The 15228-nt window shown below is 70.8% G+C and carries 11 protein-coding genes; 7 read left to right on the top strand and 4 right to left on the bottom strand.

The window, feature by feature from the left end:
- On the bottom strand, positions 1 to 2451 hold the full coding sequence (locus tag ACWFR3_RS02185; RefSeq protein ID WP_453732600.1) for a polysaccharide lyase 8 family protein: 2451 nt from the start codon (positions 2449 to 2451) through the stop codon (positions 1 to 3).
- 226 nt (positions 2452 to 2677) lie between these two features.
- On the opposite strand from ACWFR3_RS02185, the gene ACWFR3_RS02180 reads away from it, so the two are divergent.
- From ACWFR3_RS02180 to ACWFR3_RS02155, 6 genes are all read left to right on the top strand, one after another.
- Entirely contained in the window at positions 2678 to 4177 is a 1500-nt protein-coding gene (locus ACWFR3_RS02180; protein ID WP_453732599.1) for a M1 family metallopeptidase, read from the top strand.
- A 53-nt stretch (positions 4178 to 4230) separates the two neighbouring features.
- A complete protein-coding gene (locus tag ACWFR3_RS02175) occupies positions 4231 to 6435 on the top strand; it encodes a right-handed parallel beta-helix repeat-containing protein (RefSeq protein ID WP_453732792.1) in 2205 nt (734 codons plus the stop codon).
- 44 nt (positions 6436 to 6479) lie between these two features.
- Positions 6480 to 7664 (top strand): Gfo/Idh/MocA family protein, encoded by a 1185-nt coding sequence (locus ACWFR3_RS02170; RefSeq protein WP_453732598.1) that lies wholly within the window; start codon positions 6480 to 6482, stop codon positions 7662 to 7664.
- Positions 7665 to 7787: 123 nt separating this feature from the next.
- A complete protein-coding gene (tdh, locus tag ACWFR3_RS02165; protein WP_453732597.1) occupies positions 7788 to 8816 on the top strand; it encodes an L-threonine 3-dehydrogenase in 1029 nt (342 codons plus the stop codon).
- Positions 8817 to 8857: 41 nt separating this feature from the next.
- Positions 8858 to 10057 carry a glycine C-acetyltransferase gene (locus ACWFR3_RS02160; RefSeq protein WP_453732596.1) on the top strand — a complete coding sequence of 400 codons (1200 nt, stop codon included), beginning with the start codon at positions 8858 to 8860 and terminating at the stop codon, positions 10055 to 10057.
- An 85-nt stretch (positions 10058 to 10142) separates the two neighbouring features.
- Complete coding sequence (locus ACWFR3_RS02155; protein WP_453732595.1) at positions 10143 to 11042, top strand: LysR family transcriptional regulator; 900 nt, start codon at positions 10143 to 10145, stop codon at positions 11040 to 11042.
- Between the two features lie 97 nt (positions 11043 to 11139).
- On the opposite strand, the gene ACWFR3_RS02150 is transcribed toward ACWFR3_RS02155, so the two are convergent.
- From ACWFR3_RS02150 to ACWFR3_RS02140, 3 genes are all read right to left on the bottom strand, one after another.
- Positions 11140 to 12381 (bottom strand): RICIN domain-containing protein, encoded by a 1242-nt coding sequence (locus ACWFR3_RS02150; protein WP_453732594.1) that lies wholly within the window; start codon positions 12379 to 12381, stop codon positions 11140 to 11142.
- 260 nt (positions 12382 to 12641) lie between these two features.
- Positions 12642 to 13190: a hypothetical protein gene (locus tag ACWFR3_RS02145; RefSeq protein WP_453732593.1), complete on the bottom strand. Its 549-nt coding sequence runs from the start codon at positions 13188 to 13190 to the stop codon at positions 12642 to 12644.
- Between the two features lie 74 nt (positions 13191 to 13264).
- The gene (locus tag ACWFR3_RS02140; RefSeq protein WP_453732592.1) at positions 13265 to 14026 is read right to left on the bottom strand and encodes a sulfite exporter TauE/SafE family protein; all 762 of its coding nucleotides are present in this window, start codon (positions 14024 to 14026) and stop codon (positions 13265 to 13267) included.
- Positions 14027 to 14109: 83 nt separating this feature from the next.
- On the opposite strand from ACWFR3_RS02140, the gene ACWFR3_RS02135 reads away from it, so the two are divergent.
- The gene (locus ACWFR3_RS02135; RefSeq protein ID WP_453732591.1) at positions 14110 to 15039 is read left to right on the top strand and encodes a LysR family transcriptional regulator; all 930 of its coding nucleotides are present in this window, start codon (positions 14110 to 14112) and stop codon (positions 15037 to 15039) included.
- The last annotated feature ends 189 nt before the right edge of the window (positions 15040 to 15228 follow it).

Below are 15228 nucleotides of genomic sequence, written 5' to 3'. Positions count from 1 at the left end.
TCACCGCAGCTGTGCGGTGTGCGTATGGCCGCGGGAGCCCGCGACGCGGACGGTGACGCGGGCGCGACGGCCGGGAGTGACGCTGACCGTGTCGTCGGCGCGCACCACCCTCCGTACGGGGAAGGGCAGTTCCAGGGTGAGAGTCGTGCCGGTGCGGCCCGGGTCGGACACGGCGAGGGATATGCCGTCGGCGCCACGTCGTGCGATCACGGTGCAGGGGCCCGATGCCGTGAGACCGGCGGCGCTGCCCGGCTGCCAGAAGTGTGCGGCGAGGAGGCCGTGGCGGCGGGCCTCGACGGCCTGGGCGGTGGCGTTGTTGGCGACGATGCGGACCGGACGTGCATGGGACCAGACGGCGGTCGCGGCGGCGCTCGCACCGGGCAGCAGGACGTAGGCGTACGAGGACGCGGCGGGGGAGACGCCGTGGTCGAGCCACAGGGTCAGATAGCGGCGGGTGAGCGGGGTGGTGCTGCCTCCGGTGTCCGCGCCGGTGTTGATGGCCCGCCAGGTGCCGGTCCGCTCCTCGCGCAGGGCGTGCAGGCGGGCGGGGTGCTCGGAGTGATCGTCGGGGAAGACGTAGCCGCCGGTGCCGTCCAGATGGGCCCACCGGGTGCCGGGCAGGGATGCCGACCAGTCCGTGTGCGTGGGCTGCCGCCGGCCGTCGACCGTGAGGCGGGGGGCGCCGTTCTCGTGCAGATTGCGGTTCTCGACGACCGTCTCGATGCTCCGGCCGTCGCTCGCGGTGATGCCGGTGCCCAGGGCGACGACCGCGTTGTCGAGGAAGAACCACGCCTTCCTGGCGCGCAGTGTGCTGCCGTCGGCGATGAGCTCCATCGCGGCGGCGCCGTACCTGTCGTCGAGCACCGCGCCGCCCGCGACGGCGTTCTTCGGGAGATAGGTCCCCGTGCCGCCGCCGGTGCCGATGTCGGCACGTTCGCGGGTGTCCACGGTGGTGCCCGGCAGGCGGTAGGGATCGACCGTCGCCCAGAAGCCGTCGCCGAACTGCCCGAGGTCGTCGCCGTCGTAGAGGTAGGTCATGCCGTCGCCGGTGTACCAGCCGTGCAGGTTCTCGCCGTTGCCCGCCTCGTACGCGGCGATGCGCTTCGAGGAGAGCGAGAGCGTGAGCGCCCAGCCGGGGCGCCGGTGCACCACGCGGTCCATGTCCGCGAACGAAAAGTGCCCGGTGAGCCGGTCGGCGGCCGGTACGGCTGAGTCGTCGAGGACGGACTTGGCGCGGGCGATCGCGGGCACGCCGACCAGGCCGAGGTAGGGGTTGGTCTTGTTGCGGGACATCCATCCCTTGGCCAGGGCGCGCCAGCGTGCGGCGTACGCGGCCGGGGCGCCGTCCGCCAGCTGCAGGATGTTGGTGAGGGCCGCCGCGCCGTCCTTGTGGTCCGGCGCCTTCTCGCGGGAGGTGGCACGGCCGCGCAGTGCGTCCATCATCAGGCCGTCGAAGACCACCGGCGAGAAGGTCCGGTCCACCGCCTCGTAAAGGACGGACGTCTTGGGGTCGGTGACGGCCCAGTCGGAGTCGGCGAGCAGTGCGATCAGCTGTCCCGCGCTGCCGAGCAGGACACTGCCGTACGTCCCCGTGTAGGCGACGGAGCCGTGCTGCACGAAGGACCCGTCCTCGTAGAACCCGTCGCCCGAAGTGACGTACGTGAACAGGCTGTTCTTGCCCTTGTCCCGTACGTCGGAGAGACCGTCGCGGGCCAGTGCGAGCGTGTCCGCGTCGCGTGCGAGGAGTCCGCGCAGCGCCACGATGACGGCCTTGTCGGCGCGGTTGGCGCCCGTCTCGGACAGCGTCGGAATGCTGGTGCGCCGGTCCGGGTCCGGGACGAACTTCGCCACCGTGGCGACGTATGCCGTCAGGTCGGCCGCGGGGATCTTCTCCCGCAGCAGCACGCAGGTGTCCATAAGGGCGCGGGGCGCGCCGATCTCCCAGAACCACCAGTTGCCGGATTCGGGGCGGCCGGGGTTGTAGGCGTCGGCGTGCAGGAAGCGCAGGGCTTCGAGCAGGGCGTCGGCCGCTTCGGTGCTGTCGCTGAGGGAGGTGCCGGGGGTGGTCAGGGCTGTCGCGATCGTGCGCAGGCGGGTGTAGCTCTGGCCGAAGTTGCCCGGCTCCTTCGCGGGGGAGAGGTCGGGCCACAGGGCGGTGCGGCTCGTGCTCCTGTCCAAGTCCCGCCACCATGCGGACGCCTGGGTGTCCAGGGTCTTCAGCGCTGCCGCGAAGTCGGGGTCGCCGGCGTCGAACTCACCGCCGGTGAGCTGGGCTGCGGCGCGGGCGAGGAGGGTGTCGTAGGGGTTCGCGTCCGAGGCCTTGTCCGCGCTCTTGTCCGAGGCGGCGCGGGCCGTGCCACCAGCAGCCAGCGGCACGAAGGCCGATGCGGCACTCGCGGCGAGGATCGTGCGGCGTCGTGGCCCGGTGGAGCCGGAGTGGGACATGCGCATAAGGAACTCCCGTGAGGCGTCAGGGCGTCGGGGTGTCAGGGCGTCGGGGGGATCCCGCGACAGCATGTAAGCGGTTGCTATGGCACGCAAGAGGGCCGGGAATCTTTCTATATCTTTCTGTGCTGGTGACAGCCTGCCGAGGGCCTATGTGCCTGCTGTCCGAGGGGTCACCAGATACATCGGAGGTATTGACGCTGACAGTAAGCGATTACTACGTTGCGGCCCCATGGCTGAGAACTGGACCCGAAACGTACGCGCTCGCGGTACTCACACAGTCCGCGCCCGCAGCACCCGTACCGTTCGCGCCGCCACGGCGACCGCGGCCGCGGCCGCCACCCTCGCGCTCGCCCTCCCCGCCCACGCGGCGCCCTTCGACCCGGCCCCGGGGGCGGACGGCGTCGGCGACCCGCTCTTCCCGACGCTCGGCAACGGCGGCTACGACGTCCGCCACTACGACCTCTCCTTCGACTTCACGCCGGTGACGTACGACTTCACCGGCACCATGAAGATCAAGTCGAGAGCCACTCAAGACCTGTCGTCCTTCAACCTCGACGTCGACTCGCTGGCGATCGACGCCGTCAAGGTCAACGGCAAGAAGGCGGCATGGGAGATCGGCCCGGGCCAGACCGGTCAGGAGCTGACCGTCACCCCGTCGGGCGGTCTGCGCGACCACCGCGCCTTCGACGTCGAACTGACCTACCACGGCAACGGCAGGACCAAGCCGGTCGGCCAGCCCGGCTGGCGCTACATGTCCGACGGCGGTTTCGCCTCCGCCGCCCAGGCCTCCCGCGCCGACACCTTCGCGCCGGTCAACGACCACCCCTCCGACAAGGCCACCTGGACCTTCCACCTCACCGCCCCCGACGGCTGGACGCCCGCCGCCAACGGCAACCTCACCGGCACCCGCAACGCCGGGACCGAGAAGAAGACCTGGGACTTCTCCCTCAAGTCCCCCATGGCGCCCGAGCTCCTCGGGATCTCCGTCAACAAGCAGACCTACCTCTACGGACGCGGCCCGCACGGAGTGAAGCTGCGCCACCTCGTCCCCGAGGACCAGCAGGCCAAGTACAAGCCCATCGCCGAGGAGACCGGCGGACAGCTGGCCTGGCTGGAGAAGACCCTCGGCGTGCGCTACCCGTTCGACACCTACGGAGTGCAGATCGTCCGGGACGGCTACAGCGACGCACTGGAGAACCAGACCCTGTCGCTCTTCGGCCCTTCGTGGTTCGAGAAGCCCACCTACTCGACCACCATGGTCCACGAGCTGACCCACCAGTGGTTCGGCGACTCCGTCACCCCCGCCACCTGGCAGGACGCCTGGCTGAACGAAGGCCCCGCCGTCTACTACGCGGCCGTGTGGGCGGACCAGAAGGGGTTCCAGACCATCGAGGAGAAGATGAAGACCGCGTACGCAAAACTCGACGCGGTCCGCAAGACCGACGGACCGCCCGGAAAGCCCACCGGGCTCGGCGGCTTCAACATCTACGACGGCGCCGCGGTCTCCCTCTACGCCCTCAACCAACGGATAGGGCAGACGAAGTTCGAGGCCGTCATGAAGTCGTGGCTGAGCGAGCACCGGCACGGCAACGCCTCCACCCAAGACTTCATCGACAACGCCGTCGAGGTCACCGGCGACGACTCGGTCGGCACGTTCCTGAACCACTGGCTGTTCGACCTCGACAACCCGCCCATGCCGGGCCACCCGGAGTGGGGTGTCGCGAAGTGAGGCGCCGGCAGAGCGCGGGGAAGCGCCCGCGCATCGCAGCGGCGGCCCTCGCGATGGCGGCGGTCGGTGCCGTCAGCGCCGTCAACGCGCCGCAGAGCGCACAAGCCGCCCCGAGCCCCAAGATCCTCCACGTCGCCCCGAACGGCTCGGGCGACTCCTGCACCGTCACCCGTCCCTGCTCCCCGCAGGCCGCCCGTGACACCGCACGCACCGTCGACGGACGGGACGTACGCGTCGAACTCGCCCACGGCACCTACGAGATGAGCGAGCCGCTGAAGCTGGGCGCGGCCGACTCCGGGCGCGACGGGCACACCGTCACCTGGACGGCAGCGCGCGGCGCCCGCCCCGTTCTGTCCGGCGGCCGTGCGCTGACCGGGTGGGACAAGGGCGCCGACGGCACCTGGACGACGGATGTCCCCGAAGGGATCACCCCGCGCCAGCTGTTCGTGGACGGCGAGCGGGCGGTACGTGCGCGGGGCGAGGCCTGCCCGGCCAGTACCTGTGACGCGACGAAGACCGGCATGACGGGCGCCAGGGCCACCGACATCGACCGGTGGCAGCGGCCCACCGGCGCGGAAGCCGTCATCAAGGTCCGCTGGCGCGACTACCACTGCCGGATCACGGGCGTCGAAGGCGACAACCTCACCTTCGCGCAGCCCTGCTGGACCAACTCCGCGAGCGGCACGAACCGTACGGGCCCTGCCTGGGACTCCACCACGGTCGACTCGGCGCGCTACTCCGGGGTCGCCTACTTCGAGAACGCCCGCGAACTACTGGACAAGCCGGGCGAGTTCGTCCGGGACGCGCAGGACCGCACCGTCACCTACCTCCCGCGCAAGGGCGAGAACATGCGGCACGCGCGCGTGCTCACCCCGGTGACCGAGCGGCTCATGGTCGTCGACGGTGCCCACGACCTGCGCGTACAAGGCATCGGCTTCGCCTACGCCGCGTACGGCCAGCCGTCCACGGACGAGGGCTACGCGGGCACCCAGGCCGGCCTCACCCTCACCGGAGCGACCGGTCCCGTCGATCACGCGGGCCGGCACTACACCAAGCCGAGCGCGGCGCTCACGGTGCGCGGTGGCCGCCATGTCAGCGTCACCGGGGCCGAGTTCACGCACCTGGGCGGTGCCGGTGTCGTCCTCGAAGGGGGCACCAAGGACAGCTCGGTCACCCGCTCCCGCTTCACGGACCTCTCGTCCGGCGCCGTGTACGTCGGTGACACCGAGCCGAAGCCGGAATCCGAACTCGCCGGTGAACGGAACACCGTCGCGTACAACACGATCCGTCGCACCGGCGTCGAGTACACCGACGCGGTGGGCATCTGGGCCGGATACGAGGCCGGACTCACCGTCGACCACAACACCCTCGACGACCTGCCCTACTCGGGGATCTCCGTCGGCTGGGGCTGGAACCAGCCGGAGGCCAGGGAGTCGGTCCTGCGGGACAACCGGATCACGAACAACCGGATCATGAACGTGATGCGCGTCGAACACACCCAGCACGACGGCGGCGCGGTCTACACCCAGGGCGCCCAGCCCGGCACGGTTGTCTCCGGCAACTACATCAACCGCTCCGCCTACGGGAACACCGAGCGCGACGGCAACGGAATCTACCTCGACGAGCAGTCGTCGTACATCCGCGTCGAAGGCAACGTCATCACCCGCATCGGCTACAAGTGGGTCTCCAACTGGGCCGATTACGGCATCCGGAACCACGCCACCGGCAACTGGACCGACACCGACACACCGGCCCTCACCGGCACCGGATCGACGATGAAGGACAACCACACCAAGCTCGACAGGCTCCCCGCGGCGGCGCTCGCCGTGGCGGCCCGCTCGGGTGCGCACGAGGCGGCGGCCGAACAGCTCCGCCCGGACCTCGCCCGCGCCGGAACCGCGACCCAGTCCTCCACGGACGGCGCGGCCCCGGCCTCCCGCGCGACCGACGGAGACACCTCGACCGACACCCGCACCCTGTCCGAACCGGGCGCCTGGTGGCAGGTCGACCTCGGCGGCGTGCGGCGCGTGGGACAGGTCGAGATCTGGAACGACACGTCCATGACCACGGCCGACTTCGACGTACAGCTCGCGAGGACCGCGGACTTCGCCGACGCCACGACCGTGCACGTCGACGGACGATCGCTTCGGCCCACACTCCTCGACACGGACGCGGAAGCCGGATACATAAGGATCAAGCTCACCGGCACGGGACGCGTAGCGCTTTCCCACGTACTCGTGCACCCTGCACGTACATAGGCAACATCCGCACTCGCACAGGTTTTTGTACGGAAAGGCACACCATGACCGACCTCCGTCTCGGCGTCCTCGGCTACGGCTTGCGCGGTTCGCTCGCCCGCACCGCACACCGGCCCGGCGCGGGCTCCCGCGTCATCGCGCTCGCCGACCACGACGTCACCGCGCGGACGGAGGCGGCCGCGGCCTTCCCCGACGCCCGGATATCCACCGACCACCGCAAGGTCGTCGAGGACCCGGACGTCGACGCCCTCGTCATCCTCACCCCCGACCACACCCACGCGCAGCTCGCCTGCGAGGCGCTGCGCGAGAACAAGCCCGTCTTCGTGGAGAAGCCCCTGGACATCGGCATCGAAGCCTGCGACGAGATCCTGCGGACCGCCTACGAGACGGGAACTCGCCTCTACGTGGGCCACAACATGCGCCACATGCCCGTGATCAGGCTGATGCGCGACATCATCGGGCGCGGTGAGATCGGCGAGGTCAAGACGGTCTGGGTACGCCACTTCGTCGCCTACGGAGGCGACTGGTACTTCAAGGACTGGCACGCCGAACGGCAGAACACCACCGGCCTGCTGCTCCAGAAGGCCGCCCACGACATCGACGTACTGCACTGGCTCGCGGGCGGCTACACCCGTCAGGTGCAGGCCCTCGGCGACCTCATGGTCTACGGCGACAACCCGCACCGCCGCGAGCCGGGCGAGCCCAAGACGGACGACTGGTACACCGAGGACGGCCACTGGCCGGCGGCCACCCAGCGCGACCTCAACCCGGTCATCGACGTCGAGGACGTCTCGCTGGTCAACATGCGCCTCGACAACGGCGTCCTCGCCTCCTACCAGCAGTGCCACTTCACGCCCGACTACTGGCGCAACTACACCGTCATCGGCGACGCGGGCCGCCTGGAGAACTTCGGCGACGGCCCCGGCGGCGTGGTGAAGGTCTGGAACACCCGGCGCTCGGCCTACCGCGCCGACGCGGACGCCGAGTACCCGGTGCCGGACGAGCAGGACGAGGGCGGGCACGGCGGCTCCGACCCGCTGCTCATCGACGAGTTCGTACGGTTCGTGCGCGAGGGAGGCCGCACCGACACGTCGCCGGTCGCGGCCCGGATGGCGGTCGCGGCGGGCGTGCGCGCGACGCAGTCGCTGCGGGACGGGGGCACGCCGCGTGAGGTGCCGGACCTGGATCCGGAACTCGTGGCCTACTTCGAGCGGGGCCAGACCCGCTAGGACACAGGGCCTGAAGGAAAGCTGCGGCGGCGCTTAAGAAATCCTCGATGGACCGGGGCGCCGCCGTAGGGAAGATTCCTGTGTCGTCGGTGGAAGAAGCGACGTACGACAGGAGCCGCTGCGTTGAAGGCGCTGGTCAAGGAGAAGGCGGAGCCGGGTCTCCGGCTGATGGACGTACCGGAGCCGGTGATCGGCCACGGAGACGTCCTGATCAAGGTGCTCCGCACCGGGATCTGCGGAACCGATCTGCACATCCGGGCCTGGGACGGCTGGGCGCAGCAGGCGATCAAGGCGCCGCTGGTCGTCGGGCACGAATTCGTCGGCGAGGTCGTGGAGACCGGGCGTGACGTCGCCGACATCAAGATCGGTGACCGGGTCAGCGGCGAGGGCCACCTGGTCTGCGGCAAGTGCCGCAACTGCCAGGCGGGCCGCCGCCACCTGTGCCGCGCCACGGTCGGTCTGGGCGTCGGCAGGGACGGGGCGTTCGCTGAGTTCGTCGCGCTGCCCGCCGCCAATGTGTGGGTGCACCGCGTTCCCGTCGACCTCGACGTGGCCGCGATCTTCGACCCGTTCGGCAACGCCGTGCACACCGCGCTGTCCTTCCCGCTGGTCGGCGAGGACGTGCTGATCACCGGGGCAGGGCCGATCGGCCTGATGGCCGCCGCCGTGGCCCGGCACGCGGGCGCCCGCAACGTCGTCGTCACGGACGTCAGCGAGGAGCGCCTCGAGCTCGCCCGCAAGATCGGCGTGAGCCTGGCGCTGAACGTCGCCGAGACCCCGATCGCCGAGGGGCAGCGCGACCTCGGCCTGCGCGAGGGCTTCGACGTCGGCCTGGAAATGTCCGGCAACCCCGTCGCGATGCGCGACATGCTCGCCAACATGACGCACGGCGGCAAGATCGCCATGCTCGGTCTGCCGGCAGAGGAGTTCGCCGTCGACTGGTCCCGGATCGTCACCTCGATGATCACGATCAAGGGCATCTACGGCCGAGAGATGTTCGAGACCTGGTACTCCATGTCGGTGCTGCTCGAAGGCGGCCTCGATCTCGCCCCCGTGATCACCGGCCGCTACGGCCACCGTGACTTCGAGGCGGCCTTCGACGACGCGGCGAGCGGCCGCGGCGGCAAGGTCATCCTCGACTGGACCTCCTGAACCTTCTCGGCCGCACCGCTCAACTCCCAAAGGACTCAAGCATGTTCGACTCCGTACGCGACGACCTGCGCACCACCCTCGACGAGATCCGCGCCGCCGGCCTGCACAAGCCCGAGCGCGTCATCGGCACCCCGCAGTCCGCCACCGTCTCCGTCACCGCGGGAGGCCGCCCCGGCGACGTACTGAACTTCTGCGCGAACAACTACCTCGGTCTCGCCGACCACCCCGAGGTCATCGCCGCCGCGCACGAGGCCCTGGACCGCTGGGGCTACGGCATGGCGTCCGTGCGCTTCATCTGCGGCACGCAGGAGGTGCACAAGGAGCTGGAGGGGCGCCTTTCCGCGTTCCTCGGCCAGGAGGACACGATCCTCTACTCGTCCTGCTTCGACGCCAACGGCGGAGTCTTCGAGACGCTGCTCGGCGCCGAGGACGCGGTCATCTCGGACGCCCTCAACCACGCCTCGATCATCGACGGCATCCGCCTTTCCAAGGCCCGCCGCTTCCGCTACGCCAACCGCGACATGGCGGACCTGGAGCAGCAGCTGAAGGAGGCCTCCGAGGGCGGCGCGCGCCGCAAGCTGATCGTCACCGACGGCGTCTTCTCCATGGACGGCTACGTCGCCCCGCTGCGGGAGATCTGCGACCTCGCCGACCGTTACGACGCGATGGTGATGGTCGACGACTCGCACGCCGTCGGTTTCGTCGGCCCCGGCGGCCGCGGCACTCCCGAGCTGCACGGCGTCATGGACCGCGTCGACATCATCACCGGCACCCTGGGCAAGGCGCTCGGTGGCGCCTCCGGCGGCTACGTGGCGGCCCGCGCGGAGATCGTCGCCCTCCTTCGCCAGCGCTCGCGCCCCTACCTCTTCTCCAACACCCTCGCCCCGGTGATCGCGGCGGCCTCGCTGAAGGTCATCGACCTCCTGGAGTCGGCCGGTGACCTGCGCGACCGGCTCGCCGCGAACACGGAGCTGTTCCGCTCGCGGATGACGGAGGAGGGCTTCGACATCCTGCCGGGCGACCACGCGATCGCCCCGGTGATGATCGGCGACGCGTCGGTCGCGGGGCGGATGGCCGAGCTGCTCCTGGAGCGCGGCGTGTACGTGATCGGCTTCTCGTACCCCGTGGTGCCGCAGGGCGCGGCCCGTATCCGCGTCCAGCTGTCGGCCGCGCACTCCACCGATGACGTGAACCGCGCGGTGGACGCGTTCGTGGCGGCGCGGGCGGAGCTGGACGCCTGACGGTGTCCGGGCGCCCTCGGGTGACCGCGGGGCTTGGCCGGACCGCTGGTGTCGGTGAGGTCCGAGGTTTGGGACAATCGACCCCATGATCGAAGCGCGGCGGCTGCACATCCTCCGTGCGGTGGCCGACCACCGCACGGTCACGGCCGCTGCCGCCGCGCTCTATCTCACCCCGTCCGCGGTCTCCCAGCAGCTGTCCGCCCTGGAGCAGGAGACCGGCCACCGCCTGGTCGAGCGGGGTGCGCGCGGGGTCAGGCTGACCCCGGCGGGCGAGATCCTGCTGTCCCACACGAACGCGGTCCTCGCCCAGCTGGAGCGGGCCGAGGCGGAGCTGGCCGCGTACAGCTCGGGCGAGGCGGGGACGGTGACCGTGGCGTCCTTCGCCACGGGGATCGCCCTGGTGGTCGGCCCCGCCCTGGCCCGGCTCTCGTCCAGCGCGCCGGGGATCCGCGTACGGGTCCAGGACGCGGAGGGCGACGCGAGTCTGCCGATGGTGCTGGACCGGCAGGTGGATGTCGCCGTGGCCGTGGAGTACCGGGGCGCGCCTGGCGCGGACGATCCGCGTCTCACGCGGGTCCCGCTGTACGCGGAGCCCTTCGACGCGGTGCTCCCCGAGAGCCACCGCCTCGCGGAGGCGGAGCGCGTACCGCTCGCGGAGCTTGCCAAGGACGCGTGGATCGGGCCCTTCGCGGGGAACCCCTGCCATGACGTGGTGATACTCGCCTGTGAGGCGGCGGGCTTCCAGCCGCTCCTCGAACACTGGTCGGACGATTTCCGGGCCGTCGTCGCCCTGGCGTCGGCGGGCGCCGGAGTGGCCCTCGTGCCCCGGTCGGCACTGCGCGGCATGGACGTCTCGGGGGTGGTGATCCGTCCCGTGGAGGGCGCCGCTCCCACCCGCCGGGTGTTCGCGGCCGTGCGGTGCGGGGCCGAGGAGCATCCGCTGATCCGCCCCGTCCTCGACGCGCTGGGACAAGCGGCGGAATAGCGGTCGGCCTTCGGCCCGGTCCTGTCGCCGGGGCGGCCGACGGAACCGGGCCGGACGCGGATACCGGCGGAGGGCGGACGGCGGACGGCGGACGTGGCTACATCCAGAGGCCGTCCAGGAACGGGTAGACCTCGGTGAGCCCGGCCGGGCCCTGGATGAGCTTGTCCTCGGAGACGACGACGAACTCGTCGCCCTTGGTGAGGAAGTAGTGGGCCGTCGACTCCGAGACGGCCGTGCAAGCCGCGTCGGGCCCGAACCCGAAGGCCTCGGGTGCGGCCGTCAGCTGGAACAGCTGGTGGATGGGGCCACGTGCCAGGTCGACCTCTTCGGGGTCGACGGTGCAGCTGCCCTTGCGGCCGAAGACCAGGAGCCTCCCGCCGTCGGTACCGAAGCCGGTGACATCGCACAACTCGCCGACGGTGTGCAGCAGTTCGGGGTGCAGGAGATGTTCCGCGTAATGGACGGGGCCGTGGCTCTTCTCGGAGAACTCGATGGCCTGGTCCTGTACGAAGCCCATATAGATGTGCCCACTGCGCTCGGCTGCCGGACCGACGGCGTCGAAGCCGTCGCTGAACGGCTTGGGCAGGTGCGGGAACTGATCGGTGATCCTCCGCGGTCCTGCCTCGATGCCGCGTCGCTTCGAGAAGCGGATGAACTCGTCCCCGCGGAAACCGTCGAATCGTACGTAGGGCGTGTCGCTGTCCGGGATCGCCTTGGCCGCGGACTCGAAGATCCCGCCGCCCGCGTCGAGTGCCCGCTTGGTCGCGCCGCTCAAGGAACCGAGCGCCGAGCCCAGGACGCCGCCGCCGGCGGAGACCAGGGTGGCCGTCAGCGCGTCGAAGGCCTTGGCCTCGCCGCGACCGGGCACCCGCTCCAGGATCCACTGCTGGGCGGTGCGAGGCCCCAGGGCGGGCTTGGCCGCCTGCTCCAGGGTCGCGTCCGGCGAGCTGCTGTCGTCGTGGACGGACAGCAGGTGACCGCTGTTCGCGTTGATCAGCGTGTACCGGCCGTCGCCGGTCTCCACCGGCCGCCACAGCTGGGACACCAGCAGGTCACGCCGGGTCTCCGCAGGGCACTGCTGCACCGGGGAGCCCGCACGGCCGCGGCCCGTCATCACGTCCATGCGCAAGGTGCTGTGCACGCTCTGCAGCGTCCAGGTGTCCTTCTCGGCGGCGTTGGGCCGCAGATGCCACAACTGGCTGTACCGCGCGGTTCCTTGCGGGTTCAGCTCCTGCTGCACGATCGGCACGCTCTGTGCCGTCTTGGCTCCCCGCACTCCCGCGTACAGCCCGCTCTCCTCGTTCTTGAGCAGGTAGATCCCCTCGGACAACGCAGCCATGTGCCAACCTCCGTGGAAGACGGACAGTGATCCCGCGGTAACCCCCCGGTGATCCCCCGCGTGTGCGCCTCACAGAGTAGGAGCTCGGTTCGATATCCGATACGGGTGGAATTCGGCTGCTATTCACCCCTCAATTACCGGGACGTGAGGCTGCCGTCCGGACGGGCGTAGACCCAGGTGGCCTCAACTCCCACCGGTGGCACATCCGTTGGGACTAGACGCGTGGGGGCGGAATGCGCCCGGTGTGCGAGGTCCGGTTCTCACCCGTGACGCCGTCGCCCCTCCCGCCGCGCCAGACCGCCGGAGACCGGTGCGGTGCCGAGGTCGCCGTCCCCGTCCTCGTGGCGCAGGACCCAGTCGTCGAGGTCGCGCGCGGCTTCGAGGGGACTGCCCGCGGTGTAGTCCTGCCACCAGGCAGCTCCACCGGGGTTTCCCGGGGAGCGCAGTTCCTCCCGGAAACGGGACTCGGCCGCGGCGAAGCGTGTCCGCGCGGTCTGCGCCTCCACGCCCAGGGCGTCGGCGATCAACTGCCAGCCGGCGCCGCCCAACCGCTCGCACACGGCGGCGGCCTCGAAGAACCGGTGCGCCGCCCTGAGCACGTCGGCGGCGTCGGACAGCACGGAGCCGGGGGAGCGGGCGGTGCCGTCGGAACGCAACTCGTGTTCCCCGATCGGTACGGCGGCCCGCGCGAGGCCGGCAAGTTCGCACGCCTCGTGGGCCATCGCGAGACGCGCCAGGGACGCGTCCGTGTACGGCGACGATGCGGCGGCACCGGAGTCCTTGTCGGCCATGTCAGCTCCAGTGGCCATGTCAGCCAGGTCCGCTGTGTCGGCAGTGTCCGCCGTGTCAGCCATTTCGTCCGCGTCGGCCATGGTGGTCCGCCTCAGCCGCGTACGAAGTAGAGGACGGTCATCGTCACGGCGACGGTGAGGATGATGCCCCGCAGCAGCCGGGCTGAGAGGCGGCGTGCGAAGTGGGCGCCGGTGAAGCCGCCCGCCAGCGCGCCGACGAACATCGCGCCGAGAACGAGCGGAGCACTGAGCGCGTCCGAGGCGAGGAGGAGCAGGGCGGCCGCGCTGAGATTGATGGCCGCGATCTGGGTGATCCGCATCGGATTGCTGACGGCGGCGTCGAGGCCCAGGCCGATGCCCCACAGGGCGAACATCATGATGCCTACGGCCCCGCCGAAGTATCCGCCGTACAGCGCGAGCAGGAACTGGCCGATCAGAACGGCTCGCGGACTCATGTCGATCCGGCGGCCGAGTGCGCTGCTGATCGTGCGGGAGATGCGGCGGCCGAAGGCGAGTACGGCCGTGGCGAAGGCGAGCAGCCACGGCACCGCGGCGTCGAACGAGGCCGCGGGCAGGGTGAGGAGCAGGGTGGCGCCGAGCCCGCCCCCGACCACGCTGACCGTCGTCAGCGCCTTGATGGATGTCGCCCCGACCGGGGCGATTTCACGCCGGTAGACCCATCCGCTGGCCACGGCTCCCGGCACCAGGGCGATGGTCGAAGAGGCGTTCGCCGTCACCGGGGAGAGGCCGACCGCGACCAGGGCGGGCAGCGCCACGAACGTGCCTCCGCCGCCGACGGAGTTCAGTGCTCCGGCGGCGATGCCTGCGAGGAGGACGAGCAGAGTCTCGGACACCCGCCGAGCATCGCCCCGTGACGGACGGATCCACAATGCGTAATCGGCGTACCCGGCCTAAGGCTGTGCCATAGGCTGATCTGGTGCGCTACGACCTCGACGACCTGCGACTCTTCCTCGACACGGTGACGGAGGGGTCGATCACGGCAGGGGCCCGCCGCATGCACCTGAGCCTGCCGTCGGCCAGCGCCAGGGTCCGTTCCCTGGAACAGCAGGCCGGTGTGGCGCTGCTGATCCGCGGCCGGAGAGGGGTTCGTCCCACACCGGCGGGGACCACACTGGCCCGGCACGCGCGCGAGGTCCTGGCCCAGACGGTGCGGCTCGAGAGCGCAGTGGCCAGCTACACGCGATCGCCCACCGCGCCCCTGACCCTCCTCGGCGGCGGTTCCGCGGTGCACAGGCTCGTACCGCATGCCCTTGTCTCGTTCCTCCGGGCGCACCCGGATGTCGACGTCCGGGTATCTGAACACCGCACTCCGCAGATCGTGCGGATGCTGACCGACGGCGAGGCGGACCTGGGCATCGTCCTCGACGACGAGGCGCGCGACTGCGGTCTGGTCATGGAACCCCTCGGTGACGACTCCCTTGTGGTGGTCGGCCAGGCAGGCGGGATCCTCGCCGGCCGTACGTCGCTCACCTACAGCGAGGCCGCCGAGCATCCGCTGGTCGGCCTCGACGCCGACGCCTCGCTGCGCCGCTGGATCGAGAGGCACGTCGGCCCGCACGCGCCGGTCGTCCGCTACCGCACCACCGTCGCCAACCTCAGCGTCCTGCTCGCCCTGGCCGCCGCGGGCGTGGGTCTCGCCATCGTCCCGCGCCGCGTGATCGACCCCGCCCAGCCCTTGGACGTATGCGCCCTCCAGGACCCCTGGGCCAAACGCCACCACCTCCTGGCCCGGGGCGCGAAGACGGGCCCTGCGTCTCCGGCGACGGAATCCCTGGCCAACCACCTGCGTAGTGCCGCGACTTCAGAACCGATACTGCCGGGGCACGGGGTGGGCGGGGTGGGGTGAAGGCGCTGGGTGTCGGCTGTCGGGCCCGGGCCGTAGGCCGTTGGGTGCCGCGCCCCTCAGGTCGCAGGCCACTCGTGCTGCGTGGCGGCGTCACTTGGCCCTGCCGCCGTTCGACCCGTGCGTGCAGGTTCTGCCAGCAGGTCCAGCAGGTCCAGCAGGTCCAGCAGGCCGTACCTACGCGCCGCGTCG

The organism is Streptomyces sp. NPDC055189 (assembly GCF_053606765.1).
Note: the sequence above shows the minus strand (reverse complement) of the source record. Positions and strands in the feature narration are given on the sequence as shown.

Coding starts and splice junctions, on each gene's coding strand:
- ACWFR3_RS02185 (WP_453732600.1), bottom strand. CDS start 2,451: ATGCGCATGTCCCACTCCGGCTCCACCGGGCCACGACGCCGCACGATC.
- ACWFR3_RS02180 (WP_453732599.1), top strand. CDS start 2,678: ATGGCTGAGAACTGGACCCGAAACGTACGCGCTCGCGGTACTCACACA.
- ACWFR3_RS02175 (WP_453732792.1), top strand. CDS start 4,231: ATGGCGGCGGTCGGTGCCGTCAGCGCCGTCAACGCGCCGCAGAGCGCA.
- ACWFR3_RS02170 (WP_453732598.1), top strand. CDS start 6,480: ATGACCGACCTCCGTCTCGGCGTCCTCGGCTACGGCTTGCGCGGTTCG.
- ACWFR3_RS02160 (WP_453732596.1), top strand. CDS start 8,858: ATGTTCGACTCCGTACGCGACGACCTGCGCACCACCCTCGACGAGATC.
- ACWFR3_RS02155 (WP_453732595.1), top strand. CDS start 10,143: ATGATCGAAGCGCGGCGGCTGCACATCCTCCGTGCGGTGGCCGACCAC.
- ACWFR3_RS02150 (WP_453732594.1), bottom strand. CDS start 12,381: ATGGCTGCGTTGTCCGAGGGGATCTACCTGCTCAAGAACGAGGAGAGC.
- ACWFR3_RS02145 (WP_453732593.1), bottom strand. CDS start 13,190: ATGGCCACTGGAGCTGACATGGCCGACAAGGACTCCGGTGCCGCCGCA.